The sequence below is a fragment of the Acidovorax sp. genome, from assembly GCF_046294525.1.
Lineage (GTDB): Bacteria > Pseudomonadota > Gammaproteobacteria > Burkholderiales > Burkholderiaceae_C > Acidovorax.
In genome coordinates this window covers 13459-39556 of the sequence record NZ_JBKBKQ010000029.1, presented here as the reverse complement: position 1 = coordinate 39556, position 26098 = coordinate 13459, and the positions used below count along the sequence as shown (strand labels likewise).

General features: G+C 66.9%; 19 protein-coding genes. 13 read left to right on the top strand and 6 right to left on the bottom strand.

All coding sequences use genetic code 11. The features are described 5' to 3' along the window. Window positions 1–4 precede the first annotated feature (4 nt). The 7 genes from ACK4HJ_RS19895 to ACK4HJ_RS19865 all read left to right on the top strand — a co-directional run bounded on the left by ACK4HJ_RS19895 (window position 5) and on the right by ACK4HJ_RS19865 (window position 7552). Window positions 5–1042 carry a branched-chain amino acid ABC transporter permease gene (locus ACK4HJ_RS19895; RefSeq protein WP_409834779.1) on the top strand — a complete coding sequence of 346 codons (1038 nt, stop codon included), beginning with the start codon at window positions 5–7 and terminating at the stop codon, window positions 1040–1042. A 17-nt stretch (window positions 1043–1059) separates the two neighbouring features. Then, entirely contained in the window at window positions 1060–2238 is a 1179-nt protein-coding gene (locus ACK4HJ_RS19890) for an ABC transporter substrate-binding protein (protein WP_409834777.1), read from the top strand. Window positions 2239–2251: 13 nt separating this feature from the next. Next, the gene (locus tag ACK4HJ_RS19885; RefSeq protein WP_409834775.1) at window positions 2252–3070 is read left to right on the top strand and encodes an ABC transporter ATP-binding protein; all 819 of its coding nucleotides are present in this window, start codon (window positions 2252–2254) and stop codon (window positions 3068–3070) included. Beyond that, the gene (locus tag ACK4HJ_RS19880) at window positions 3067–4866 is read left to right on the top strand and encodes an AMP-dependent synthetase/ligase (protein WP_409834773.1); all 1800 of its coding nucleotides are present in this window, start codon (window positions 3067–3069) and stop codon (window positions 4864–4866) included. The genes ACK4HJ_RS19885 and ACK4HJ_RS19880 overlap by 4 nt, the downstream gene beginning before the upstream one ends. 86 nt (window positions 4867–4952) lie before the next feature. After that, complete coding sequence (locus ACK4HJ_RS19875) at window positions 4953–5750, top strand: enoyl-CoA hydratase/isomerase family protein (protein WP_409834772.1); 798 nt, start codon at window positions 4953–4955, stop codon at window positions 5748–5750. 205 nt (window positions 5751–5955) lie between these two features. Further along, window positions 5956–6708 carry a pirin family protein gene (locus ACK4HJ_RS19870; protein WP_409834770.1) on the top strand — a complete coding sequence of 251 codons (753 nt, stop codon included), beginning with the start codon at window positions 5956–5958 and terminating at the stop codon, window positions 6706–6708. A 61-nt stretch (window positions 6709–6769) separates the two neighbouring features. Next, window positions 6770–7552 (top strand): gamma-glutamylcyclotransferase, encoded by a 783-nt coding sequence (locus tag ACK4HJ_RS19865; RefSeq protein WP_409834768.1) that lies wholly within the window; start codon window positions 6770–6772, stop codon window positions 7550–7552. 22 nt (window positions 7553–7574) lie between these two features. Here ACK4HJ_RS19865 and ACK4HJ_RS19860 read toward each other — a convergent pair whose 3' ends face one another. Next, window positions 7575–8630, bottom strand: coding sequence for a recombination-associated protein RdgC (locus tag ACK4HJ_RS19860; RefSeq protein WP_409834766.1), 1056 nt, complete (start codon window positions 8628–8630; stop codon window positions 7575–7577). Between the two features lie 353 nt (window positions 8631–8983). Between ACK4HJ_RS19860 and ACK4HJ_RS19855 the strand changes: the two genes are divergently transcribed. Beyond that, window positions 8984–9538 (top strand): Spy/CpxP family protein refolding chaperone, encoded by a 555-nt coding sequence (locus ACK4HJ_RS19855; RefSeq protein ID WP_409834764.1) that lies wholly within the window; start codon window positions 8984–8986, stop codon window positions 9536–9538. 1042 nt (window positions 9539–10580) lie between these two features. After that, window positions 10581–10949, top strand: a complete 369-nt coding sequence (locus tag ACK4HJ_RS19850; protein WP_409834762.1) for a DUF1428 domain-containing protein — start codon at window positions 10581–10583, stop codon at window positions 10947–10949. 57 nt (window positions 10950–11006) lie between these two features. Here the strand turns inward: ACK4HJ_RS19850 and ACK4HJ_RS19845 are convergent, their stop codons facing one another. Continuing rightward, a complete protein-coding gene (locus tag ACK4HJ_RS19845; protein ID WP_409834761.1) occupies window positions 11007–15893 on the bottom strand; it encodes an EAL domain-containing protein in 4887 nt (1628 codons plus the stop codon). Window positions 15894–16138: 245 nt separating this feature from the next. Here ACK4HJ_RS19845 and ACK4HJ_RS19840 point away from each other — a divergent pair, with 245 nt between their 5' ends. Next, window positions 16139–16600: a MerR family DNA-binding transcriptional regulator gene (locus ACK4HJ_RS19840; protein WP_409834759.1), complete on the top strand. Its 462-nt coding sequence runs from the start codon at window positions 16139–16141 to the stop codon at window positions 16598–16600. Continuing rightward, complete coding sequence (locus ACK4HJ_RS19835; protein ID WP_409834757.1) at window positions 16597–17070, top strand: PaaI family thioesterase; 474 nt, start codon at window positions 16597–16599, stop codon at window positions 17068–17070. The genes ACK4HJ_RS19840 and ACK4HJ_RS19835 overlap by 4 nt, the downstream gene beginning before the upstream one ends. Here the strand turns inward: ACK4HJ_RS19835 and ACK4HJ_RS19830 are convergent, their stop codons facing one another. Then, a complete protein-coding gene (locus tag ACK4HJ_RS19830) occupies window positions 17071–18171 on the bottom strand; it encodes a 3-deoxy-7-phosphoheptulonate synthase (RefSeq protein WP_409834755.1) in 1101 nt (366 codons plus the stop codon). It lies immediately after the preceding gene. A 131-nt stretch (window positions 18172–18302) separates the two neighbouring features. Here ACK4HJ_RS19830 and ACK4HJ_RS19825 point away from each other — a divergent pair, with 131 nt between their 5' ends. After that, entirely contained in the window at window positions 18303–18686 is a 384-nt protein-coding gene (locus ACK4HJ_RS19825) for a VOC family protein (RefSeq protein WP_409834754.1), read from the top strand. Between the two features lie 20 nt (window positions 18687–18706). On the opposite strand, the gene ACK4HJ_RS19820 is transcribed toward ACK4HJ_RS19825, so the two are convergent. Together ACK4HJ_RS19820 and leuA are read right to left on the bottom strand one after the other, a co-directional pair. Next, window positions 18707–19216, bottom strand: coding sequence for a C40 family peptidase (locus ACK4HJ_RS19820; RefSeq protein WP_409834752.1), 510 nt, complete (start codon window positions 19214–19216; stop codon window positions 18707–18709). Window positions 19217–19346: 130 nt separating this feature from the next. After that, entirely contained in the window at window positions 19347–21023 is a 1677-nt protein-coding gene (leuA, locus tag ACK4HJ_RS19815) for a 2-isopropylmalate synthase (protein ID WP_409834750.1), read from the bottom strand. 441 nt (window positions 21024–21464) lie between these two features. On the opposite strand from leuA, the gene ACK4HJ_RS19810 reads away from it, so the two are divergent. Further along, entirely contained in the window at window positions 21465–21836 is a 372-nt protein-coding gene (locus ACK4HJ_RS19810) for a YciI family protein (protein WP_409834748.1), read from the top strand. A gap of 1 nt (window position 21837) precedes the next feature. On the opposite strand, the gene ACK4HJ_RS19805 is transcribed toward ACK4HJ_RS19810, so the two are convergent. Continuing rightward, window positions 21838–25830, bottom strand: coding sequence for a WG repeat-containing protein (locus tag ACK4HJ_RS19805; protein ID WP_409834746.1), 3993 nt, complete (start codon window positions 25828–25830; stop codon window positions 21838–21840). Window positions 25831–26098 lie beyond the last annotated feature (268 nt).

Here is a 26098-nt window from a genome sequence, read left to right as displayed (position 1 = left end):
CCCCATGCGAATCGGAACCCTCAAGGAAACCTACATCGCCGACGCGACGCTGTTCGACTCGCGCACGCAAAAAGTGTGGCTGGCCGTGGGCGCTGCGCTGCTGGTGCTGTTCCCGTTCATGGCCAGCGACTACTGGCTCTATCTGGCCTGCCTGGTCAGCATCAATGTGGCCAGTGCCACGGGCTTGAACATCCTCACGGGCTACACGGGGCTGGTCAGCCTGGGGCAGGCGGCCTTCATGGGCCTGGGGGCCTACACCGTGGCCGTGCTGGAAACCAAGGTGGGCACACCCTTTGTGCTCAACCTGCTGGCCGGTGGCTTCGTCGCCATGCTGGGCGGCATCGTGGTGGGCATCCCTTCGCTGCGCGTAAAGGGGTTGTACCTTGCCATTGCCACCATTGCCGCGTCGTTCATCGCGCACTTCATCTTTGCCAACTGGAAGTTCACCGGCGGCACTGGCGGCCTGAGCGTGCCGCCCGCCAAGCTGTTTGGCATGGCGCTCGACACCTCGTTCCGTCTGTACTGGCTCATCGTGCCCGTAACGATTCTCATGCTGCTGGGTGCGGCCAACCTGTTCCGCACGCGCGTGGGGCGTGCCTTCATCGCGATTCGCGACCGCGACATCTCGGCCGAGGTGCTGGGCATTCCGCTGCTGCGCTACAAGCTGCTGTCGTTTGGGCTGTCGTCGTTCTACGCGGGCGTGGCAGGTGGGCTGTGGGCGTACTTCTTTCGCGTGGTCACGCCCGAGAGTTTTCCGCTGCTCATGTCCATCTTCTTCCTCGCGGCCATCATTGTCGGCGGCATGGGCTCCATCCTGGGCGGCATCCTGGGCGCGGTGTTCATGACCATGGTGCCCGAGCTGCTCAAGCTCGTGGTGGACCTGATGCCCGGCGGCAGTGAACTGACGGTTTTCCTGTCACCCGTGCGCACGGTCATCTTTGGCCTGCTCATCATCGGTTTTCTCGTCTTCGAGCCCCATGGCCTGGCCGAAGTGTGGCGGCGCGTCCGTCGTTTCTTCCATCTCTGGCCTTTCAGAAACTAAACCCCAAGGAGACACGCATGCACCCCACCCCCACCTCCCCCCGCCGCCGTACCTTGCTGGCCGCCGCTGGCGCAGCAGCCCTCACCAGCCCGTTGTCCGTGCTGGCCCAAGGCGCCGACGAGATCGTGATCGGCGGCTCCATCCCGCTCACCGGCGTGTTCGCGTTTGCGGGCGTGGGCATCAACGCGGGCATGGGCGACTACGTGAAGATGCTCAACGACGCGGGCGGCATCAAGGGCCGCAAGGTCAAGTACGTGCCCGAAGACACGGGCTACAAGGTCGATGTGTCGGTGGCTGCGTTCAAGAAGATCACCAGCCAGAACAAGGTCAACCTGTACTACGGCGACTCCACCGGCTTCTCCAAGACCATCAACCCCGAGCTGGACCGCAACGGCAACATCCTGATGGCCGGCGCGTCGTTTGCCACCGAACTCAACGACCCCAAGAAGTACCCCAACCAGTTCCTCGTGGGCCCCGATTACACCGAAATGTTCGGCATCCTGCTCAAGCACATCGCCAAGGAAAAGCCCGGTGCCAAGGTGGCCTTCGTGTACTCCGATTCCGAGTTTGGGCGTGACCCCATCGAGTCGAGCGAGGCCGAGGCCAAGAAGCTGGGCCTGTCGGTGCCGATCAAGATCATGACGCCCGCCGGCAGCGTGGACGTGTCCACCGAGGTTATCAAGCTGCGTCGCGCTGCGCCCGACTACACCATCTTTCACGGCTACATCCTCGCGCCCATACCCGAGTTCATCACCCAGGGCAAGCAGCAGGGCATGACCAGCAAGTGGATGGGCACCTTCTGGACCATGGACAGCTCCACCGTCATGAAGATGGGCGACGCCGCCGACGGCTTCATGGGCGTGATGCCCTATCGCTACTACTACGACACCGAGAAGGCGCCCATGCTGGAGAAGATCCGCGCGCTGCGGCCCGAGTACCAGAGCACGGCCTACATCCAGGGCTTCTTGGCCGCCATGCTGTTCACCGAGGCAGCCAAGCGCACGCTGGATGCAGGCAAGCCCCTCACCGGCCCCAACCTGAAGGCCGCGCTCAACTCCATCAAGGACTTCGACACGGGCGGGCTGATTGGTGTGCCGATCACCATCAGCGGCAACTCCATCCCCGTGGGCCGCGTGTACCGCGCCGATATGAAAGCCCAGAAGATGGTTGCCGCCTCCGACTGGATCAAGCTCTGACCCTGCTGTTGCCATGACCCAGCCAACCCCGGCCAACGTCCTCGAAGTCAACAACATCGAGGTCATCTACAACAAGGTGGTGCAGGCCCTGCGCGGCCTGTCGCTGGCCGTGCCACGGGGGCAGATCGTGGCGCTGCTGGGCAGCAATGGGGCGGGCAAGAGCACCACGCTCAAGGCCATCTCCGGCCTGCTGGCGCTGGAGGATGGTGTGGTCGAGAGCGGCAGCATCCACTTCAACGACCAACCCACGGCCGCCATGGCCCCGCAGCAGCTGGTGCGCAACGGCCTGAGCCACGTGATGGAAGGCCGCCGCGTGTTTGAAGACCTTACTGTCGAAGAGAATCTGGTGGCCGCCACCTATGCGCTCACGGGGCGCAAGGATGCGACGCCGGACTTCGACCTGGTCTACAGCTACTTCCCGCGCCTGCACGAGCGGCGCAAGGGCCTGGCCGGTTATCTGTCGGGTGGCGAGCAGCAGATGCTGGCCATTGGCCGGGCGCTCATCGCACAGCCCCAGCTCATCCTGCTCGACGAGCCCTCGCTGGGCCTTTCTCCGAAGCTGGTCGAAGACATCTTCACCATCATCGCGCGCATCAATGCCGAGCGGGGCACCAGCATGCTGCTGGTGGAGCAGAACGCCACCGTGGCCCTGGCCGTGGCGCACCGGGGCTACATCATGGAGAACGGCAAGATCGTGATCGACGGCACGGCCGAGCGCCTGGCCAATGACCCGGACGTGCGCGAGTTCTACCTCGGCATGGGTGGTGGCGGCGAGGCCAAGAGCTTCAAAGAGATCAAGCATTACAAGCGCCGCAAAAGATGGCTGTCATGACGCTCCCCGACCTCACCCTGCCCCAGATGCTGCGTGATCGCGCGCGCACCGACGCACAGCGCATCGCTATCCGGCAAAAGGACTTCGGCATCTGGAAGCCTTTCACCTGGGCGCAGTACCACCAGCGCGCCAGCCACTTCGGCCTGGGCCTGCGCGCTCTGGGCCTGCCTGCGGGCGGGCATGTGGGCGTGATCTCCGAGAACCGCATTGAATGGGTGCTGGCCCAGATGGGCGCGGGCCTGGTGGGCGCCGTGACCGTGGGCGTGTACCCCACCAGCCCCACCAACGAGGTGGCCTATGTGGTGGGCCATGCCGACATCGAGATCATGGTCTGCGAAGACCAGGAACAGACCGACAAGCTGCTGGCCGCGCTGCCCGATCTGCCACGCCTGAAAAAGATCGTGGTCATGGAGACCAAGGGCCTGCGCAGCTTTGCGCCCGAGGTGCGGCAGTTCATCACCACCTTTGACGAGGTGGAACAGCTGGGCGCAGCGTCGGGCCAACAAGCCATCATCGACGAAGCCCTGACGCGCCAGCGGCTCGACGATGTGGGCCTGATGATCTACACCTCGGGCTCCACCGGCAAGCCCAAGGGCGCGATGATTTCGTACCGCAACATCCGGGGCGTGGTGCCCGGCATCGTGGACCGGCTGGAGCTGTCGCAAGGTACCACCCACCTGTCGTACCTGCCGCTGTGCCACGTGGCCGAGCAGATGCTGACCAGCTTTGTGCCCGTGTACATCGGCTCGCAAGTGAACTTTGGCGAGTCCATCCGCACCGTGCAGGAGGACCTGCGCGAGGTCGCTCCCACCATGTTCCTGGGCGTGCCCCGCATCTGGGAGAAGCTGCACGCCGCCATCCACATCAAGCTGCAAGAGACCGGTGGCCTGCGCCGCGCGCTGTTCCACAAGGCCTACAACGCCTGCAAGCCACTCGCCGAAAAGCCGCGCAGTGCCTGGAGCGCTGCCGACAAGCTCACGTATGCCGCCAGCTACTGGCTGATGTTCCGCGCGTTGCAGAACTTCATCGGCCTGCGCAATGCCCATGTGGCGCTCACCGGCGCCGCGCCCATTCCGCCCGACGTGGTCCGTTTTTTCCGCGTGCTGGGCGTGCCGCTCATCGAGGTGTATGGCCTCACCGAATCGACCGGCATGGTCACGGGCCATCGTCTGGACCATGTGGTGGTGGGCACCGTGGGCGTGCCCACGAAAGGTGTCACGCACCGCATTGCCGACAACGGTGAACTGCAACTCAAAGGCGACATGGTGTTTGCGGGGTACTACAAGAACCCCGAGGCCACGGCCAGCAGCATCGTGGGCGGCTGGCTGCACACGGGCGACGTGGTGCGTGAATCGCAAGGCCAGATCCAGATCGTGGACCGACTCAAGGACATCATGATCACGGCCGGTGGCAAGAACCTCACCCCGTCCGAGATCGAGAACACGATGAAGGGCAGCCCCTTCATCAAGGAATGCATCATCGTGGCCGAAGGCCGCAAGTTCGTCGGCGCGCTGGTGATGATCGACTACGAGACCGTGGGCAAGTGGGCCGAGGCGCGGCGCATTCCGTTCACGCACTTTCGCTCGCTGGTGGAGCACCCCGAGGTGCGTGGCCTCATCGATGCCGAAATCAGCCAGGGCAACCAGCGCCTCGCCCAGGTCTCGCAGATCCGCAAGTTCCACCTGCTCACCAAGGAGCTGGACCACGACGACGGCGAGGTGACCGCAACCATGAAGGTGCGCCGCTCCAGCATCTACAAGACCTATGCGGCCGAGATCGAGGCGTTGTACCACTAGCCCGGGGCTCACCGCTTGCCACGTAGATTACTATCGAAACAGGAGCTATCTGCGCTTATATAGCAAGCGCTAGAGGCCAATTTGACATGAAGACCACCGCCGCCGACCCGACCGCTCCCCTGCTGCTGGAGCGAAACGGCGCCATCGCCACGCTGCGTTTCAACCGGCCCGATGCGCTCAACGCCATCGACGTGCCCATGGCCAACGCCGTCCTCGCCGCCGTGCAGACCATCGCCGCCGACCCTGCCGTGCGCGCAGTGGTGTTGTGTGGCAACGGCCGGGGTTTCATGGCCGGTGGCGACCTGGCCACGCTGCGCGCCGACCCCGTGCAGGGTGCCATCGACATTCTCACGCCGCTCAACGCAGCACTGCTCCTGCTGGCGCAGATGAACGCGCCCGTCATTGCGCAAGTGCACGGTGTGGCCGCTGGCGCGGGCCTGAGCCTGCTGCTCATGGCCGACTACGTGATCGCCGCCGAAGGCACACGCCTGAACCTGGCCTACATCAACCTGGGCACCAGCTGCGACGTGGGCGCCTCGTGGGCGCTGCCGCGCATGGTGGGCGTGCGCAAGGCGCTGGAGATCGCGCTGCTGGGCGAAGCCTTCACCGCCGACGACGCGCTGCGCCTGGGCCTCATCAACCGCATCGTGCCTGCCGCCGAACTGGACGGTGCCACCACCACCCTGGCCCAGCGCCTGGCCGCCGGGCCCACCCTCGCCTACGGCGCGATGAAGCGCCTGATGCGCGAGTCGCTGCAGCGCACGCTGCCCGAGCAGCTGGAGGCAGAAAAGCAGGCCTTTGTGCAGTGCGCCGGCACCGAAGACTTCCGCAGCGGCGTCGAAGCGTTCCACCAGCGCCAAAGCCCCTTGTTTGCAGGGCGTTAGCGCGCGGCCCGGGCACTGCCCAGGTAACCGCCACAGTCACGTGGCCCCTGGATTGGGTCCAAATCCAGAACACTGCGTTGGCCCGCGCCCGGTTTATCTGCCCGCGCGCTCGCCCTACAGTTCAGACCATGCCAGTGCGCGACCGGCACACGTTTGACCCACGCCCCGCCGCGCAACGCTTGCCTCCACATCCCAGCCCATTGCCATGATCACCGTCCGCGCCGCCTCCGACCGGGGCCGCACCTCCACCGGGTGGCTGCACAGCGCCCACAGCTTCTCGTTTGGCAGCTATTTCGACCTGCGCCACCAGGGCCACGGCAACCTGCTGGTACTCAACGAAGACATCATTGCGCCGGGCAAAGGCTTTGGCACGCATGGGCACCGCGACGCGGAGATCGTGAGCTATGTGCTCAGTGGCGCTCTGGCCCACCAAGACGATGTGCCGCAAAAGCAGGCCTCTGCACCTTCGCCCACTCCGGCACTGCCCACGCCCACCGGCATCCTGCGCCCCGGCGATGTGCAGCGCATGAGTGCGGGCTGGGGCGTGCGGCACAGCGAATTCAATGCCCTGCAGGACCAGGACACGCACTTCCTGCAGATCTGGTTCAAGCCGCTGTTCACCGGCATCCGCCCCAGCTACGAAACCCGGCACTTTCCCGCCGCAGACCGCCGGGGCCGCCTGGTGCAGCTGGTGTCGCGGCGCGGCACCGACGGCTCGCTCAGCATGAATGCGGACGCATCCCTGTGGGCCGGCCTGTTCGATGGCGATACTGAAAGTGCCACGCTGCCGCTTCACCCCGACCGCATCGCATATGTCCACGTGGCGCAGGGCGCGCTCCAGATCAACGGCGTGCGTCTGTCGGCCGGCGACGGCGCGCTGCTGGACGGCGAAACGCAGCTGGTGCTGGCCCATGGCGCCGGGGCCGAGGTGCTGGTGTTTGACCTGGCGCGCCAATAGCCAATAGCCAATAGCCATCAACCAGCAGACAAGCACAACGCCGCTCTCGCACAACCGCGCCATGAACCTGTCCCACCACGCCTTTGTCCACGTGCCCGAGCTGCAGCACCGGCTCACGCCCGCCCACGCCTCCGGCCTGCGCCTGACCGACGATGTGCTGGCCGAATGGGACGCCCAGGCGCGCTGCCAAGGCCTGCCGGCCGACTGGCGGCTGCCCGACGCGGACGTGGAACGCTCGCGCTGCGAGGTCCTGGCGGCCGTCACTGCGCAGCAGCAAGACCTGTGGGTGTTCGCCTACGGATCGCTGATGTGGAACCCTGGGTTCCACTTCGACGAGGTGCGCCGCGCCAGCCTGCCCGGTTTTGCGCGCCGCTTTGCTCTCAGCACCTCCATCGGCCGGGGCACGCCCGACTGCCCCGGGCTGGTGCTGACGCTGCAGCCAGACCCAGCGCCTCAAAGCACGCGCGACGCAGCGGTGTGCGAGGGCCTGGTCTTCCGCATCCCCGCCGTGTGGGTGGATGCCGAATCCCGCATGCTGTGGCGCCGCGAGATGATCACCGGCGCCTACTGCCCCACCTTGATGCCGCTGCACACGCCGCAGGGCCCGCTGGCCAGCGCGCTGGTGCTGACGGCCAACACCACCCACCGCCACTACCGCGGCAACCTCACCCTGCGGCAGACCGCCGACACCATTGCCCGGGCCTGCGGCCGCATCGGCAGCAACCGTGACTACCTCGACCAGCTGGCGGCCCAGTGCGCGGTGCTGGGCATTGACGACCCCTATGTACAACAGCTGGCCACGCTGGTGGCAGGCACGGTGCAAAAGGCGCGCAACGGCGCTTGAGGCGCCGCTGGCACCCGCGTGTTCAGAACGGTGCCGATTCGGGATCGGTGTCCACCGGTGCCGTCGCCGGCCCGGTGATGGCGCGGCCCACCACGTCCTTGCCCTTGGGCGGTGCAGGCTGGGCCGCCGCCAGGCCTCCGGCCGGTGATGATGCCTCTGCGGCCACTGCCTGCGCCGCGCTGGCCACGCCGCTTTCCGCCTCGCCGCCCAGCGCCTCGATCAGGTCCGGAATCAGCTTCACCAGTTCGCCTGTGGCAATCGCCACGTCGGTGTCAAAACCACCGTCGTCCGCCTTGGTACCTTCAAACACCGTATCCAGAAACGACACTTTCTTGATCTGCAGACCCTCGGTCAGCATGAAGCTCACGCGGTCGTCCCAGGTCAGGGCCAGCTTGGTGGGCAGCTTGCCGGCGTCGATGTGGGCCTGCACTTCTTCAATGTCGAGCGGGTGGCGGGCGTAGCGCACCACGGCTTTTTCTTCATTGGCGCTTTTCAGCTCGCACTCGCGGTCCACGGTAAAGCCCACGGGCGGCTCCTGCTCTTTCAGCCAGTGGGCCATCGCGGCCTGCGGGCTGGTCTGGGTGTTGAGCAGCGACACCGACAGGCCGGGCAGCGACTCGATCAGCAGCGTCACCACCTCGTCCGCACGGCCCTGGGCGGAGGTGTCCAGCACCAGCAGGCGCGCGGCGGTATCGATCCACACCCACATCGAGCCCTGCTTGGTGAACGCCATGGGCAGCAGATCCAGCTTGGCCTCGTCTTTGAGCTCCTTGCTCTCCTTCTTGCCGGGCTTGCGGCCGGTTTCCTTTTCGATGCGTTCGGCCTTTTCCTTGACCTTGCGCGCCAGCACGCTGCCGGGCAGCACCTTGGACTCGACCATGAAGCGCAGGATCCACTGGCCACCCACCGACTCCACCAGCGGTCCATGCTCCTCGCCGCGCGGCGGCACCCATCCCAGGGACTTTTCCTGCGTGGCGCCACATTCGCTGAACGGCGTCTTGGCCAGGGCCTCTTCCACTTGCGTCAGTTCAACCTGCCATTGCGGCGCAATGCGGTACACGATCATGTTCTTGAACACGGACAAAACCTTTGTTGGGGGAGTCTGAAAAAAAAGAATCTGCCAGGACCAGCGCCCGGCCATGCCGCATTGTCGGCGCTGGGGGCCGGTGGCCATGCGCACCCGGGTACGGCAGCGGCACTTCAGGCGCGCATTTACTATCAAATCAGTAGCTGCCAGCGCTTTTCCATCAATCGCTAAAGCCTGTTTTTACTCAAAATCTGCAGCGCCAGCCCCGCAGCTTCTTGTCACAACTTTACACACCCACATCCAACACGCACGGCGGCGATACACGCGGGGCAGACACTCAACCTCAATCGCCGGAACAACCGTTCCGGCGGGTTGATCCACCCTCCTGCGAAAGGACCTGCACCATGGCTTTCCCACTTTCTCGCCTCCACCGCCGCCTGGCCGCCACGGCCGTACTGGCCGCCCTGACCCTGCCCGCACTGGCACAGCCCGCCCCCGCCACGCCGCCCGCGGCCGGTGCCACCGCTGCTGAAGCCGCGCCACGCCACCACAAGGGCGCCAAGGGCGACCCCGCCCAACGCGCTGAAAAACGCGCCCAGCACCGTGCAGAACGCCTGGCCACCCTCAAAGGCCAGTTGCAGCTGACACCCGCGCAAGAACCTGCCTGGACCGCTTTCACCACGTCCATGCAACCCGGCGAGCGCCCCGCCCGCCTGGACCGCCAAGGCATGGCGCAGCTCACCACGCCCGAGCGCATCGACCGCATGCGGGCCCTGCGCGCCCAGCACGCCGCCGAGGCCGACCGCCGCGGCGAGGCCACCAAGGCCTTCTACGCCGCCCTGTCGCCAGAGCAGCAAAAGACCTTTGATGCCCAAACCCACCGCGGTGGCCCCCGCATGCACCGCGACGGCGACCACGGCGGTGGCCACCCGCACGGCAAGCGCGGCGCCCAGGGCTGAGCCGCCCGGCCCGCTTGAACCGCCAACGCCCCTGCTACCAGGGGCCTCACACCCTAAGCCCGGTGCCCTGCCCAGGACACCGGGCTTTTTCATGCCCGGAGCCTGCACAGGTCGCGTCAATCAGGACTGACACAGCACGCCTGTGGATAAACCTGGGGTTTCTTTTGGCACAAGCGCCCACTTATCCACAGAAGAATGCGGGATCGCAAAGTTGTTGTACCCCTGGCCCGCAGATCCCCGGGGTGCGCCCCACACAGTTTGGCGCAACGCAAATCCTTGCCAGCATTGAAGAAAACAGGCTTGTCCACAGAAGTCGGCTTGCTCTACTACTACTGCTATTTATATATATCAATATCAAAGCACAACCACGAAACCCCAAAACCGGGACTCGGCCGAGGCCGTGTGGAAAAAGAATGGCCAAATTTCTTGCGCCGGCGCCTTGGAAGAAGTCAGCATGCGTTGCGGGTTTTTGCGGCGGCGGCGCACTGCGGCATGTGCGCCCCGCGTCCCCTGCGTCTGTGCAGCGGCTGGCCGAACGGCGCGATCCTGCACCAACGCTCCAATTTTGATAGCTGCTAGCGCTTTCTGGATAAGCGCTAGAGCCGACTTTTATGCAAAAAATTGGTGCTGCATCCTGCGGTGTGCAAGATTGGGGATAAATCTGGCACAACCGGGCAGTTGTCCACAGAAAAAGCGGTCACCACTGTTTTGTCCCCGGGGCAGCGACAGTGGCAGCCGGGTGGCATGCACAGGGTTGTGGCGCGCGCAAGTGCTTGCCAGGCTTGGCGAAAAAGCAGTTGTCCACACTGCTGGGTGGCCTCTACTACTACGACTATGTATTTATAGAAGACATAAGAAGAAGACAGGGGAGAAGTCCGGTCCGGTAACAAGCGCCAAGTTGCCGGTGTTTGCTGTGCACCTGAGCCCAGAAACATTTGGTAGTGGGTGCCGCTGTCGATCCGGCATACCGTCGTTCGTCGTGTGAACAGGAGGCGCCCATTGCGGGCGCGCTTCGCATGTTCAACCGCACAGGAGTCCAGATATGTCTTACATCGATGGTTTTGTGATCGCCGTCCCCACCGCCAACAAAGAGACGTTCATCGAACACGCGCGCAAGCTCGACCCCATCTTCATCGAGCTGGGCGCGCTGCGCGTGATCGAGGCATGGGGTGACGACGTGCCGGACGGCAAGGTCACCGACTTCCGCCGCTCCGTGCAGGCCACGGCCGAGGAGACGGTGGTGTTTTCATGGGTGGAGTGGCCTGACAAGGCCACCCGCGACGCGGGCATGAAGAAGATGATGGAGGACCCGCGCATGGATCCGTCCACCCCCGGCAATCCGCCCATGCCCTTCGACGGAAAGCGCATGATCTTCGGCGGCTTCGCACCGGTGGTTGAAGTGAAGGCGTAGCAGCGGACCAGGCTGGGGAGGCGGGGTGGAGCATTTCCGCACCCGCTGCGGGCAGCCCTACCCGCCAGCCGTCCTCAGGAAGGCCTCCAGCGCGTCCGCAGGCAGCGGGCGGCTGAACAGGTAGCCCTGGCACAGCATGCAGCCCGCTTCGGCCAGCAGTTCGCGTTGCTCGGCGGTTTCCACGCCTTCGGCGATCACTTCCAGCCCCAGGCTGCGCGACAGGCCGATGATGGTGTCCACAATCGCTGCGTCGTTGGGGTCGGTGAGCAGGTCCCGCACAAAGCTCTGGTCGATCTTGAGCTGGTCCAGTGGCATGCGCTTCAGGTAGCTCAGGCTGGAATAGCCTGTGCCAAAGTCGTCCAGCGAGAAGCCGACGCCGTAGTTGCGCAGGGCCTCCATGGTGGCGATGGTGGTTTCCATGTCTTCCACCAGCAGACTTTCGGTCAGCTCCAGCTTGAGCCGGCCCGAGGGCGCGCCGGTGATGGCCAGCACCCGGGCCACGTCGTCCACAAAGCTGGCGTGGCGGAACTGGCGCGAGCTCACATTCACCGCCATGGTGAGGTGGGCGAGGGCCGGGTCGTCCTGCCAGCTGGCCAGCAGCTTGCACGCGTTGTGCAAAACCCAACGGCCCAGCGACAGGATGAGCCCGGTCTCTTCGGCCAGCGGAATGAACTGCGCGGGCGACACCATGCCGCGCTGCGGGTGGGCCCAGCGCACCAGGGCCTCCACGCCCACGCAGCGGCCGGATTGGTGCATCTGCGGCTGAAAGTGCAGCAAAAACTCGTCCTGCACCAAGGCAGAACGCAGGTCGGCCTCCAGCGCGGCGCGCGTGGTCACCACGGCCTGCATGTCGGGGTCAAAAAAGCGCAGCGTGTTGCGGCCGGCCGTCTTGGCCTGGTACATGGCCAAGTCGGCCTGCTTGAGCAGCTCGCCCACGCTGGTGGTGGCGCCCGTGAACGGCGCGATGCCGATGCTGGGCGTGCTGCGGTACTGGTAGCCCGCCAGCGCGTACGGTACGGCCAGCATGGCCAGGATTTTTTCGCCCACGCCCCTGGCGTGCAGCGCCAGCTCGTGGGGCTTGGGGCTCAGCTCCTCCAGCATCACCACAAATTCGTCGCCGCCCAGCCGGGCCACCGTGTCCACGGCGCGCACGCAGGTGTTCAGGCGCTGGGCGACCTGCTGCAGCAGCAGGTCGCCCTGGTCGTGGCCCAGGGTGTCGTTCAGCTGCTTGAAGTTGTCCAGGTCGATGAACAGCAGCGCCCCCCCCTGCTGGCGCCGCTGCGCGTTGCCCAGCGCGTGGCCCATGCGGTCCATGAGCAGCATGCGGTTGGGCAGACCCGTCAGCGCGTCATAGAAAGCCAGGCGCTGGATCTCGCGTTCGCTGGCCTTGCGCTGGCGGATGTCGGTGTTGATGGCCAGGATGGACTGCGGCTTGCCGTCCTCTCCGCGCACCAGCGTCCAGCGGCCCTCCACCTCAATGGTGCTGCCGTCGCGGTGGCGCTGCACGATCTCGCCCGTCCACTCGCCGTGGTCCAGCACGGCCTGCGTGGCGTGGCGGAAGTGGGTGGGGTCGTCGTACAGCAGGGTTTCGATGGACTGGCCCAGCGCCTGCAGCTGCGACCATCCGTACAGGCGCTCGGCGCTCTTGTTCCAGAAGATGATGCGGTGCGTGAGGTCGCGCACCAGGATCGCGTCCTGTGCCTTGTCCAGCAGCGAGGCCTGGTGGCGGATGCGGGCGTCGGCCAGCTGGCGGTCGATCTCGGCCGAAGCCCGCGCCGCAAAGATCTGCAGTGTGGAGGTGATGAAACCCGTCTCTGCCAGCGGCTGGCGGAACAGCACGAACACGATGCCCACCACCTCGCCATCGGCATTGCACAGCTGCTGCCCCGCGTAGGCTTGCGCGCCCACGTAGCGCAGCATGGGGGCGTCGGGGTATTGCTGCTGCACCTTGTCGGTCACCACGTATTCGCGCTGCGCCATCAGCTGCAGGCTGGGCGTGCCGGCCAGGGTGTATTCGTCGTTGGGCAGCATCTGCCCGTCCAGCACGGCGGCCAGCGTGACGACACGGGGCGGCTGGTCCTTGGCCGGGGGCAGCAGGCGCACCACGCAGCCGCCCTGCGCACCCAGCGCGTCGGCCATGTTGCGCACCAGCTGCACAAAAAACTCGGTGCCGGTGCTGGCCGATACGGCAGCGGCAACCTTCAGCACCGAGGCCTGCAGCCGCTGCTGCTCCTTGCGTGTGCGCAGGCTGGTGATGCCGAATGCCACGTCGTTGGACAGCTCCTGCAGCAGCGCTGCCTCGTCCGCGCTGATCTGCAGAATCTCCGGGGCATACAGGTACAGCAGGCCGAAGGTGCGGTCGCGGCCGTGGTCCCGGTCCTGCAGTGGCAGGCAGATCACGCCGTGAAAGCCGTGGTCCAGCATGCGCCCGGTCCAGTCAGCGAAATTGCCCTCGGTGCGGATGTCCTGCACGATCACGGGCTTGCCCGTGCGCACGGCCACCCCCGCGGGCCCCCGGCCATACGGGTCGTCGGCCGACCAGGAAAGCTGCAGCGCTTCCAGATAGCCCTCGTTGTGGCCCGCGTGGGCCACGGGAACAATGGATTTGCGCTCGTCGTCCAGCGCAAAACCCACCCAGCCCATGCGGTAGCCCCCGATGTCCACGGCAATCTGGCAGATGGTCTGCAGCAGCGCGGTTTCGGACGTGGCCCGCACCAGGGTTTCGTTGCAGGCGCTGAGCAGGCGCTGGGCGCGGCCCATGCGGGCCAGCTCCCGCTCGGTGCGCAGGCGCTCGGTCACATCGGTGGCCAGCACCTGGCGCGCGGGCCGGCCGTTAAAGCTGATGCCGCCCGCCGTGATCTCCACGTCCATGAACGTGCCGTCTTTCTTGAGGTGGCGACTGACAACGGGCTTCCTGCGCTGGTCGATCGGAATGGCTTCGATGGCAGATTTCATGGCCTCGCGCCGTTCTGCGGGCCACAGGTCCGTCATCTGCATGTTGAGCAGCTCGGCCTCGGTGTAGCCGTAGTGCATCTCCATCGACTGGTTCACGGCCAGCAGGCGCAGGGTTTCCTTGTCGTACACCCACATCGGGTGCGGGTGCTCGTCAAACAGCATCCGATACTGCTGCTCGGACGCCTTGAGCTGGCCTGCCACATGCCGCAGCTGCACCATGGCCCCTAGGGACTCTGTGAGGATCTCCAGATGCGCCACATCGCGCCGCGAAAACGCGTGGGCCTTGTCAGAGGTCACCTTGAGCGAGCCGACCACCGCCTCGCCGGCACGCAACGGCACGGCCATCACCGAGCGCACGCCATGGCGGTGGGGCATGGAGGCCATGTCCCAGCCCTCGGCTTCGGTGTCATTGCACACCACCGTCTGGCCCTGGCTGAGTGCGGGCCACAGCAGGCTCTCGTCCACCGCCAGCAGGTTGCCCACGGGCCGCACATGGTCGCCGGCCGAGGCCTGGGCCACCAGCTGGCGGCCTTCCAGCAGCTCCACCATCGCGCCGCGCGCATCCGTCTGGCGCAGCACGGTGCTGGCGACCAGCTGCAGCACCTCGGGCAGGGGCATGTCCATCGACGAGATGAGCTGCTGCACCTGCAGCAGCTCGGCATGGTTCTGTGCATCGCGCTGGGCGTCCAGCTCGGCCAGCTTCTGGGCGCTGATGTCGGTCATGCCGCCCACCATGCGCACGGCCTTGCCGTCGGCATCGCGGATCAGGAAGCCCCGGTCAAGCACCCAGGCGTAGCTGCCATCCTGGCGCCGGAAGCGGTATTCGGCCGACCAGTGGTCGGCCGTGCCGTCGATGGCGGCATGAATGCCGTGCACGGTGTGTTCGGCGTCCTCGGGGTGCAGGCGCAGCGTCCAGGAGGTGCTGTCGGGCGTCAGCTGGTCGAGCGGCACGCCGAACAGGTTCTGCATGCCTTCGTTCCACCACATGAGGTCGGTCACCAGGTTCCAGTCCCACACGGCATCGGCCGTGGCGCGTGACACCAGGAGGAAGCGTTCTTCGCTCTCGCGCCGCGCCTGCTGCGCCTGGAACTGCGCCGTGATGTCCTGGAACGCCCCTTGCACGTGCTCGATCTGCCCGTCAGCGCCGCGTGCCGCCTGCCCCGCGGTCCGCACCCAGTAGCACGCGCCCCCGGGCATCACCACTTCGGCTTCCACGTCAAACGGTGTGCCCCGGACCATGCACGCGTCAAAGGCCAGGCGCATCGTCTCCCGGTGGGGCGGGGTGTAGAGCTGCAGCGCATCGGCAAGGCTGCAGACGCGATGGCTCAGGCCATAGGCATCGGCGATTTCCTGCGACCAGGTGAGCTGGCACGCGGCGATATCGACCGTCCAGCCGCCCACGCGCGCAATCTGCCCGGCCACGCGCAGCGCCTGCCCCTGCTTGAGCAGCTCGGCGTGCATGCGGTCGCGTTCCTGCACCAGATCGGCCAGGGCGCGCTTCTGGCGGCGCATCTCCAGCTGCACCATGGCCTGGTCGGCCAGGATCTTCAGGCCCTCGATCTGCTCGGGCCCCAGGTTGCGGGGAACGGTGTCAAGCACCGCCAGGGTGCCCACCGTAAAACCCTCGGGGCTGACCAGGGGCACGCAGGTGTAGAAGCGCACACAGGGCTCGCCCAGCACCAGCGGGTTCGTGGCAAACACCGGGTGCTGGATGGCATCGGGCACCACCACCGGCTCGCGGCTGCCGTCGAGCGCGTGGGCGCAAAAGGCAATGGCACGGTCGGTCTGGGAAAACGGTACGCCGACGGAGGCCTTGAACCACTGGCGTTCGCTGTCCACAAAGTTGACCACCGCCATGGGGCAGGCACACAGTCGCGCTGCCAGCAGGGCCAGCTGGTCGAAGCCGTCTTCGGCAGGGGTATCAAGGATTGCGTAAGACTGCAGAGCGTTGAGCCGGGCGGCTTCTGCGGTGGCTTGCGCGGGCTGCATGGCGTCAGGCGGCCCGGGGCCCCAGCGGCACGCACTCCAGTGCCTGGCCCGGTACGGCAGGGCAGCGAGGATGCAACAGAGTCGGCAGCATGGGGGTGTCAGACTGTTCAGAAAATCCGGGGCGGGGTCGCCGGGGCGCGTTCACACGAGACCCCAACGACAAAAGGGCAATGCTACACCGCGCGCACGCTGGCCCAGTCGCCAACGCAACCTTCGTGCAGGGCGAGGCTTGCTAACGTGGCCGCATGCAGATCTCCGAACTTGCGCAGCGCACCGCCGTATCCGTCCATGCCCTGCGTCACTATGAGCGGCTGGGGCTCATCCGCCCCCGTCGTTTGGCCAACGGATACCGCGACTACCCAGAGGGTCTGCGGCGCGAAGTGGTGTTCATCGCGATGGCGCGCCGGCTGGGGTTTGCGCTGCCCGACATCGCCCGATGGCTGGCGGACTACCGCGCCGGAACCCTGGGCATCGACGACATGGTGGGTGCCCTGGAGGCGCGCGTGTTGGCGCTGGACCAGGAGATCAGCCGCCTGCAGGCCCAGAAGGCCACGGTGCTGGACCACCAGGCCTGGCTGCGCCGCCAGGCAGAGCCCGCCCCGCGTCCGCGCCGGGCCCAGGCGCCCGCGTCCACCGCACCGTGGCCCCAGGTCAGGGCCCGTTCCAGCACTCACCCCCCATCAACAAACCCTAGGAGCCCTCTATGACCCCGCCACCCGCCGCCCCCGCGCCATCTTCCTTGCAGGCGCTGCAAGCAACGGTCCTTGCCATGCCCATGGCCCACACGCTGGGCCTGCGCTTTGTGCAGGCCCAGGCCGGCCACGTCGAACTGGAAATGCCGATGAACGAAGCCTTCTGCTTTCGCCCCGGCCAGCTGCAGGCCACGGCCGTGTTCGCGATTGCGGACTTTGCCGCCGTGGCGGCTGCTGGCAGCGTGCTGCCGCCCGGCTGGACCAACGCCACGGTGGACACCACCCTCAAGCTGGTAGCGCCCGCCCAAGGACGTTGCCTGCGGGCCCGGGGCCGGGTGGTGAACGCGGCGCGCCTGCTCACGGTGTGCGCGGCCGACGTGTGGGCGGTGGACGCCGCCACCGGGCACGAAACACTGTGCGCCAGTCTGCTGGCCACCGCGCGCAACATCGAGGGTGCAACAGCAGCAGCCGCAGCGCGGGCGTGATCAGCCGCGCTGGCGCCGTGCCCGCACCGCTGCCGCCAACCCTTCGAGCACTGGCACCGTCTGCGCCATGCTGATGCAGGCATCGGTCACCGACACGCCGGGCGTGAGTGGCTGTCCCGCCACGATGTCCTGCCGCCCTTCCTGCAGGTGGCTTTCGATCATCAGCCCGGTGATGCGCGCATCGCCCGCCGCAATCTGCGCGGCCACGTCCGCGGCCACCGTGATCTGCCGCTGGTGCTGCTTGCTGCTGTTGGCGTGGCTCACGTCGATCATCACCTGCTCGCGCAGGCCGGCGGCCTTGAGCACGGCGCAGGTCGCATCGACGTCGGCGGCGCTGTAGTTGGGTTGTTTGCCGCCACGCAGGATCACGTGGCAGTCGTTGTTACCACGCGTCTCGAAGATAGCGGCCTGGCCCATCTTGGTCATGCCCATGAACGCGTGCGCGGCGCTGGCCGCCAGGATGGCGTCGCTCGCTACCTTCACGCCGCCGTCCGTTCCGTTCTTGAACCCCACGGGGCACGACAGGCCACTGGCCAGCTGCCGGTGGCTCTGGCTCTCGGTCGTGCGCGCGCCGATCGCGCCCCAGCTCACCAGGTCGCTGATGAACTGCGGGCTCAGCAGGTCCAAAAATTCCGTGCCCACCGGCAGCCCCACCGCCAGCACATCCAGCAGCAGCTGGCGCGCCAGCTCCAGACCTTCGTTGATGGCAAAGCTGCCATCAAGATGCGGATCGTTGATATAGCCCTTCCAGCCCACGGTGGTGCGCGGCTTTTCAAAGTACACGCGCATCACGATCAGCAGGTCGGCGGCCAGCGCGTCGGCCTGCTGCTTGAGCTGGCGCGCATAGTCCATGGCCTGGCCGTGGTCGTGGATGGAGCACGGCCCCACCACCACGATCAGCCGGTCGTCCTGCCCGTGCAGGATGCGCGAGATCGCAGCGCGGCTGGATTCGACCAGGGTCAGCGCCGCATCGGGCGTGGGCAGCCATTCCTGCAGCAGCGCCGGCGTGATCAGCGGGCGCACGGCTTTGATGCGCGTGTCGTCAATGCGGGTGGTGTCGTGGGTGGAGACGGGTGTGGCGGAGCGGTGTGCGTGGGTCATGGTGGCCCGATTGTCGCTGCGGCTTGCCCGCGCCCGTCGTGCCGTCCTACGCAGCGGGCTGGTGCGGGCGCCTATACCTCAAGACAGTCTCGGCGCCCCCTTTACCCTTTCCCACCCTTCCTGGAGATTTCATGGCCATCCAGAACGCCCTGGCCAGCGTTGCCGTCAAAAGCCTGCCGGACGCTGTGCAATGGTACGAATCGCTTTTCAGCCGGGCGCCGGACTCCTGCCCCATGCCGGCGCTGGCCGAGTGGAGCTTTCCGCAGGGCGGCTGGCTGCAGGTGTATGAGCTGCCACAGCGCGCGGGCCAATGCTCGGTGACGCTGGCCGTGGACGACATCGACGAGCAGGGCGAACAGCTTTTGCGCATGGGTGTGGACATTGGTCAGCGCTCAGACAGCAGCAGCGTGCGCATCATCATGGTGGCGGACCCGGACGGAAATCACATCGCCTTCGCACAACCCCTGGATCGGCGCCTGGCCGTGCAGGCACCGGCCGCGTCAGCTTCCCTGTAACTGCGGCGGTGGCCGCGCCCTCAGGGGCGCCGGAAGGCCGCGTTCTGCCGCACCCAGTGGCGCGATTGCAGATGGTCGAGCCGCACCGTCCCGCCCGTGGAGGGCGCGTGCACAAACCTCCCCTCGCCCACGTAAATGCCCGCATGGCTGGGCTGGCGCCCGGTGCCAAACACCACCAGATCACCCGCGCGCAGCTCGTTGCCGTTGATGGGATAACCCCAGCTGTTGAGCTGGGCCACCGTGCGCGGCGGGGGCGTGCCCACCTGGTTGCGGTACACGTAGCCAATGAGGCCACTGCAATCAAAACCGGATTCTGGCGTGTTGCCGCCAAAGCGATAGGGCGTGCCCACCAGCCCCAGCGCGTGGATCGCGATGTCGTGCGCCTGCTCGGCCGTCAAGGGCGGCGTGGTGCGAATGGGGGCGGGGAAAGATGCCGACGAGGACGGCGGCCGGGAGGTGCCGCAGCCTGCCAACACCAGCAGCGCGGCGGTACAGGCGGCTCCAAGGCCCAGGCGGTTCAAAGCAAACATGGCCGCAAGGGTAATGGATGGACGCGGCGCCGGGCGGCTACTCCACCGGTGGCTTGGGGATATTGGTCAAAAACGCCCCCAGCGCTTGTCCATCAAGCGCTGGTAGCTATCTTTTTTAAAACACCCAGGATCAAGCCGCCATGGTCTCTGTGACCACGCGCCGTGCCATCAAACGGTTGGCCACGCTCAAGATGGCCTGCACTGAGGCCGTCACGATGTTGTGGCTGGCACCTGCGCCAAAGGTGGAACCCGCCACACCCTCCATTGCGGCTTCCACAATGGCAAGCGCCTGCGCGTTGGCGCCAGTGCCGGTGGCGCGTTCCTCGTAGTGGTCTACCCGCAGCGGCAGGCCGAGCGCGTCCACCGTGGCGGCAATCGGGCCGTTGCCCTGGCCGCGCAGGGTCTGGCGCGTGCCGTCGATGGTCACGTCCAGCTCGATGGCTTGGCCGTCTTCATCCACGCGGTGGCTGTGGCAGGTGATGGCAGCCTGGGCCGGGGCGCGCAGGTAGGTGGTCTGGAACAGCGCCCACAGCGCATCGGCGGTCATCTCGCCTTCGCTCGCGTCGGTCTGGCGCTGCACGACGGCGCTGAACTCCACCTGCATGCGGCGCGGCATCACCACGCCGCGTTCGCGCTCCAGCAAGAAGGCGATACCGCCCTTGCCCGACTGGCTATTCACGCGGATCACGCTGTCGTAGGTGCGGCCGAGGTCGGCGGGGTCAATGGGCAAGTACGGCACTTCCCACAGCGCATTCGGGTCTTGCGCGGCAAAGCCCTTCTTGATCGCATCCTGGTGCGAACCCGAGAACGCGGTGAACACCAGGTCGCCCGCATAGGGGTGGCGCGGGTGCACGGGCAGCGCGGTGCATTCTTCGGCAATGCGCGCGACGGCCGTGATGTCCGAGAAGTCGAGGTTCGGGTGCACGCCTTGCGTGTACAGGTTGAGCGCCAGGGTCACGATGTCCACGTTGCCGCAGCGCTCGCCGTTGCCGAAGAGGCAGCCTTCCACGCGGTCGGCGCCGGCCATCATCGCGAGTTCCGCCGCCGCCACGCCCGTGCCCCGGTCGTTGTGCGGGTGCACCGAGAGCACGATGTGCTCGCGCGGGCTGAGGTGCCGGTCCATCCACTCGATCTGGTCGGCGAACACGTTGGGCGTGGCGTTCTCCACCGTGGTGGGCAGGTTGATGATGATGGGGCGGCCGGGGCCGGCGTTCCAGGCGGCAATCGCGGTCTGGCAGGCCTTGAGGGACACGCTGAGTTCGGTGGCGCTGAAGGTCTCGGGCGAGTACTGCAAGGTCCACTGCGTTTCTGGCTGCGCGTCGGTCAGCTGCTTGAGGTAGCCCACGTGGTGCGCAATCAGCTGCATCACCTGCGTCACGTTCATGTCGAACACGATGCGCCGCCATGCGGGCGCGGTGGCGTTGTACAGGTGCACGATAGCGCGCGGCGCGCCTTTCACAGCCTCCACGGTGCGCGCGATCAGGTCTTCGCGCGACTGGGTCATGACCATGATGGTCACGTCGTCGGGGATGAGGTCCTCGTCGATGAGGCGGCGCACGAAGTCAAAGTCGGTCTGCGACGCGGCGGGAAAGCCGACCTCGATCTCCTTGAAGCCGATGCGCACCAGCTCGTGGAAGAGCTTCATCTTGCGCTCGCCATTCATCGGCTCGAACAAGGCCTGGTTGCCGTCGCGCAAATCGGTGGACAGCCACACGGGCGCGTGGGTGATGCTGCGAGTGGGCCACTGGCGATCGGTCAACGCGACCGGGGCAATGGGCTGGTACTTGGTGGCGGGCTTGGCAATCATGAGGAAGGGCTCCACGAACGGTGTGCGGTGCGCCAACAAAGCAAGGCGCAGTGCACGGGTCAATCGGAATCGAAAGAAATCAAAACGAATGACATCCCCTGCAGCCCTTTGCGTATGCAAAGGCTGGTTCGCGGGCCGGGGTCAGGGGGAGATCAGGGGTTGCGCTGAGCGGGTCAGGCAACCAGGGTGGCGAACGCAGGCAGACCCCGGCTAGGCACTAGGCCTAGCGATAGGGTGGATAGGAGCATGCTGCGTTGCATAGGGGGTAAAGATAGCACAGGCCGTTAGCAGGGTGCAATAATTCAAACAAAAATGACCGCTAGCGCTTATCCAGCAAGCGCTGACAGCTATCAAAAGCATAGTTACCGCCGCTGTTAGGATGGCGGTCCGGCGGACAAGCGCTGCGCATCCGCACCTGTTTCACACCCCCAGGAGACTCCCATGTCCTTCATGCTGCTCATCATGGAACCCCACGGCCAGCGTGCCGAGCGGGGGCTGGCCGGCGGGCAGGAGGCCTATGCGCGCATGCTGCAGTTTGGCGAGGGCTTGAAAGCGCGGGGCCTGCTGGTGGCCACCGAGTCACTGGCTTCCACCGAGCAGGCCGTGCGCCTGCAGGTGCGCGACGGGCAGACCCGTTTGGTGGACGGCCCGTTTGCCGAGACCAAGGAGATGGTGGGCGGGTTCTTTTTGCTGAACTGCGCCACGCAGGCAGAAGCCCTGGCCCTTGCGCGCGAATGCCCGGCCGCCGAGTGGGCCACCGTGGAGGTGCGCGAGGTGGCACCGTGTTACCACGGCAGCATGGCGCGGCCTTGATTCACCCGCCGTTGTGGCCCAGCCGCGCCGCGTAGGCGCGGCCGATGCGGCCATACATCCAGCGCCAGCCAAACACGTACAGCACCACCAGCACGGCAGCCGCCGCCAGGCCGGGTGCATACGGCGCAGAGAACACAAAGCGCCACGCCCAATACATGTCGGCAAACCCCATCAGCGCAAACGTCGCCAGGCCCACCCATGGCCCCTCCGCGCGCCAGGCACCCACCGACACAAAGGCATGCGCCACCAGCGCGGCCACGCCCAGCAGCCAGTGCAGCGCCAGGCCCAACACGGGGCGCTGCTCCAGCCAGCCCGCAGGGCCCCACAGCGTGGGTGGCACGCTGGAGCGGGCACCCAACGCCGTGCGCACGATGAATGGGGTGAACAGGCCCTTGCGCAGCAGCGTGCCGCCGGCCACACCGTGGCCGCGCAGGGTGGACTGCACCAGTTGCCCCACCAGCCAGCTGCTTGCCCCTTGGGCCAGGCCTGCCCCGCTCTCCCCGTCGTTGTCTCGCGGCAGCCGTGCCTCCGCTTCGCGGACTTCGGCGCGCAGCGCCTGGGGCACCAGCTCAACGGCAGCCGGGCTGCGCCGCAGCGCGTGGGCGCATACGGCCACGGTGCGCAGGGCCTCGGGCACGTGGCGCAGGTGCCAGCCGCTGTCCTGCACATGGGCGATGCACGCGTCTTCGCTCAGCATGTCGGCAGGCACCTGGGCAAACTCCTTCACGCCGGTGCGCACGGCGGCGGCGTAGCGCGCGGGGGTCATCAGGCGTTTGGGAACAAATTCCACGGCAGATTCATCGGCCGCCAGTGCGGCGTCCACCATGGCGTTCGTGATGCGGTCGCGCGGAATGTCGGCCAGCGTGCGCGGGTGTGTGGCCAGTTGCGCCAGCAGCGTGGCATCGTCGGCCGCTGACATCTGGCTTTGGGCCAGGTCCTGCAGCCACCGAGTGTCCTCGGCGGCGTCCCACGCAGCCGTGTAGGGCGACTGCAGCGACAGCACGGTGGAGGCCGCCAGCGCCGCCTCGCGCTCACGGCCCAGCGCGCGGTAGGCGCTGGCCAGCACGTAGTGCGGGTGCTCTGCGTCGCGCACCTGGTCCAGTGCCAGCAGCGCGTCGGCAATGGCGCCGTCAAGGTCGCCCTGCCACAGCCGGGCCCACGCGCGCTGGGCGTGCCAGTGACTGGCCTCGCGCGGGGCGCCGTCGCGGCGGGCCTCGGCCAGGTCTTCATCGATGAGCCGCGTGGTGACGGCCACGCGCAGCGGCGCGGGCACGGCCATGAAGACATTCCAGCGCTCCTGCAGCGCCGCCACGCACACGTCCACGCTGCGCAGGGGCTCAGGAATTTTCTCCAGCGACAGCCCATTGGTGCGCACAGACGCCAGGCACAGCGCGGGCGTGAGCAGCTCTTGCGGAACGACTTCGATCAGGCATCCATAGTCATGCCGTACCGCGCGCTCTGCCAGCGCGGGCGTGATCTTGCGCGGGTCGATATAGCTGATGTTGTAGATGTCGGCCTGCAGCGCGGCCTGCTCCACCGCGTCGGTGCGCAGCCAGTGCGCCAGGTCTTTGAGCGGCGCCTGCGCGCGCACGGCCTTCAGCGCCAGCGCGGGCGTCAGCACGCAGCCCCACACGTCGTACAGGCTGTTGTGGTCCCACTGGCGCGGCACCTGGCTGCGGCTTTCGTCGCGCCAGTCCCAGTCGGGGTCGCCCGCATACAGCGCGCGCGCCAGCGCCAGGCCCTCCGCCGTCATGCACTGCGGCGGGATGTTGGCAGCCTCGCGCGCACTGCGGCGGACCAGGCCAGCCAGCCGCTCGGCGGTCTGCCAGGCGGGCGGCACATGGGCCAGCGCTTCCACGCCGTTCTCCAGCGCGGCGTCCACCATGGCGTCGTCCAGCCATTCGGTGGGTACGCGGGCGATGGCGTAGCGGTCGGTGCGCACGGCGTGCAGCCAGTCCTCGCGTGTCTGCGGCAGGGGCTGCGCTTGCACTTCGTCCTGGATGTCGGCGGCCCCGCCGTCGGGCTCCGCCAGCGGGATGGGCTGGGGGGCCGACGCCGCACCGCCACCCGGTCGCGTGCCGCCCGCGCGGCTTTGGCTGCGCGCCTGTCGGGCCAGTGCCAGTGCATCGACGCTGGGCGCCACCATCAGCCACAGCTCCCACCACACGTCGCCATCGCCCGCGTCCGAGTGTTTGTACAGCGTGAGCCACTGCTCGCGCGTCTCGTGCAGAGCACCTGTGTCGCCGGGCAGCGGGCGGGCCAGGGTCACGGGCCAGGCCTGGGTGTAGTCGCCGCGCCGGTGCCAGGGGGCGGCGTGTTCGGGATTGGGATCGGGGGCGCCATAGCGCTCGGTCAGCTGCTGTACCAAGGCAACGCGCGCGGTGTCGGCCACCTGGTTAAGCTCGGAGCACAAGAATTCGTACGGCCCGTTGTGCGATTCGCTGAGGTAGGCGCGCAGCACGCGGCGCACGACCACGGTGCGGTCGGCCTGCGCCTGTTCGGGGTCGGCGTCGTTGTCAACGTCCTCTTCGTCGCCATCCGGGTCACCGTCCGCGTCGGGCTCCAGCGACTCGCCTGCCGCCAGGTGGTGCAAGCGCGCTTCGGCGTCGGCCAGCAGCTGGCCGGCCAGCGGCACGATGCCGTCCAGCGCCTGCAGACCGCTCTGCAGGTGGTCCTTGGGCGTGGTGTGAAAGAACGGCCGGGGCGGCCAGCATTCTTCATCGTCAGCGCGCGCCGCGCTGCGCCACAGCGGCTCGCCCGCCGCATCCAGCAAGGCCACCTGCTGACCGTCGTAGTGCGCACGCCAGACAACGGCACCCTCTCCGTCGATGTACGCCAGCTGCCCGTCGCGTGTGAGAAACGGCACCAGCGGCGTGCCGGGCTGCAGGCCGGCCAACCAGCCGTCGCGGTTCGTCAGCGGCTCCAGCAGTTGATCGGATGCGGCCACCCAGCGGCCGTCGGGGTGCAGCAGGCCCCAGGCGCCGGGCGGGGCATCGCTGGGCGCCCCGGCACCGGTGCCGGCCGCTGCCGTGCGCACCACCGCAAATCCGCCGTCCGGATAAAAGTGTGATCCAAAGCTCAGCCGTGGCCCTGCCAGCGCCTGCCCGCGTGCATCTACGTAGTGCGTGCCCGCATAGCAGTTGGCGGCCACGCCACACGCCATGTAGGGCGACAGGTGCCGCCCGCCCTTGACCACCACCCGGCCCCGCACATCCAGATACCCGTGGCCGTTGTCCCAAGGGTTGGTTTCGTCAAAATACGCCAAGCCCTCGTCGTTGAAGGCCTCGATGCGCGGGTATCGCGGCTCCAGCACCCACTGCCCGCGCGGATCGATCAGACCAAATCGCTCGCCATCCAGCGACGCGGCCGTGACGGGCGTATCGCCGAACGGCAGCACCCGCCGAAAGCGTGGCTCGATCACCCACTGGCCTGTGCGGTCCACAAAACCCTGCAAACGCTGGTTGTTACCTTTGTTCCAGTGCGTGGCGCGCGCCAGGCCGTTGGCGCCAAACAGGCTCAGCTCGTGCAGCACTGCTTCGCTGGTGAAAGCGCCTGTGCCGTCGATGATGCGCCAGCCCCCCGTCTGCGCATCGCCAAGGTGTACCGCACACAGCCCGTTGCGAAACGGCCGTGCGTCGGCAAACGCAGGGGCAATCGCCACCCTGCCGGCCGCGTCCACAAAGCCCCACTCCCCATCCTGGCAAAACCGCGCCAGCCCGTCCTCCGAATGGCTGCGCGCGTTCTGCAGCGTGGGCGCCACGCGCCACACGCCGTGACCATCGATATAGCCCCAGCGCCCATCACCTGCCTGCGCCGCAGCAATCCAGCCACCCTGCCCGTCGGGCTCAAACCGCAGCACCTGGGCGAGCCCCTCGGGCGGCATCGCGGCCTGCTTGCCGTTCACGATGATGTGTGCGCTGTGCTGGTGTTGGGGGTCCAGGGGCAGTCTGGCAAGCCAGGGGGCCTGTGGCGCGGCGGTGTGCGTTATGTTCATGTGTGGTGCGGATTCCCTCTGCGCGGCATGCTAGCCACGCAGATGCGGTGCACCGGTAACCATTTGCACGGTTTGGCAAATGCCCCACACATCGGGGTTAGAACTTCGGGTTAACCCGCGCGTCGCGTGCCGCCGCGGAGTTCCCGCTTCTCAGTCCTTTTTTCTCAGTCGGCTGTGGGTGTAGAAGTCATTTCCCGCTGCAACGGCGGATAGCCTGAACTCCGGCCCCGGCGACGATGCCCCTTTTGGACCGCCATGCGCATAGGCC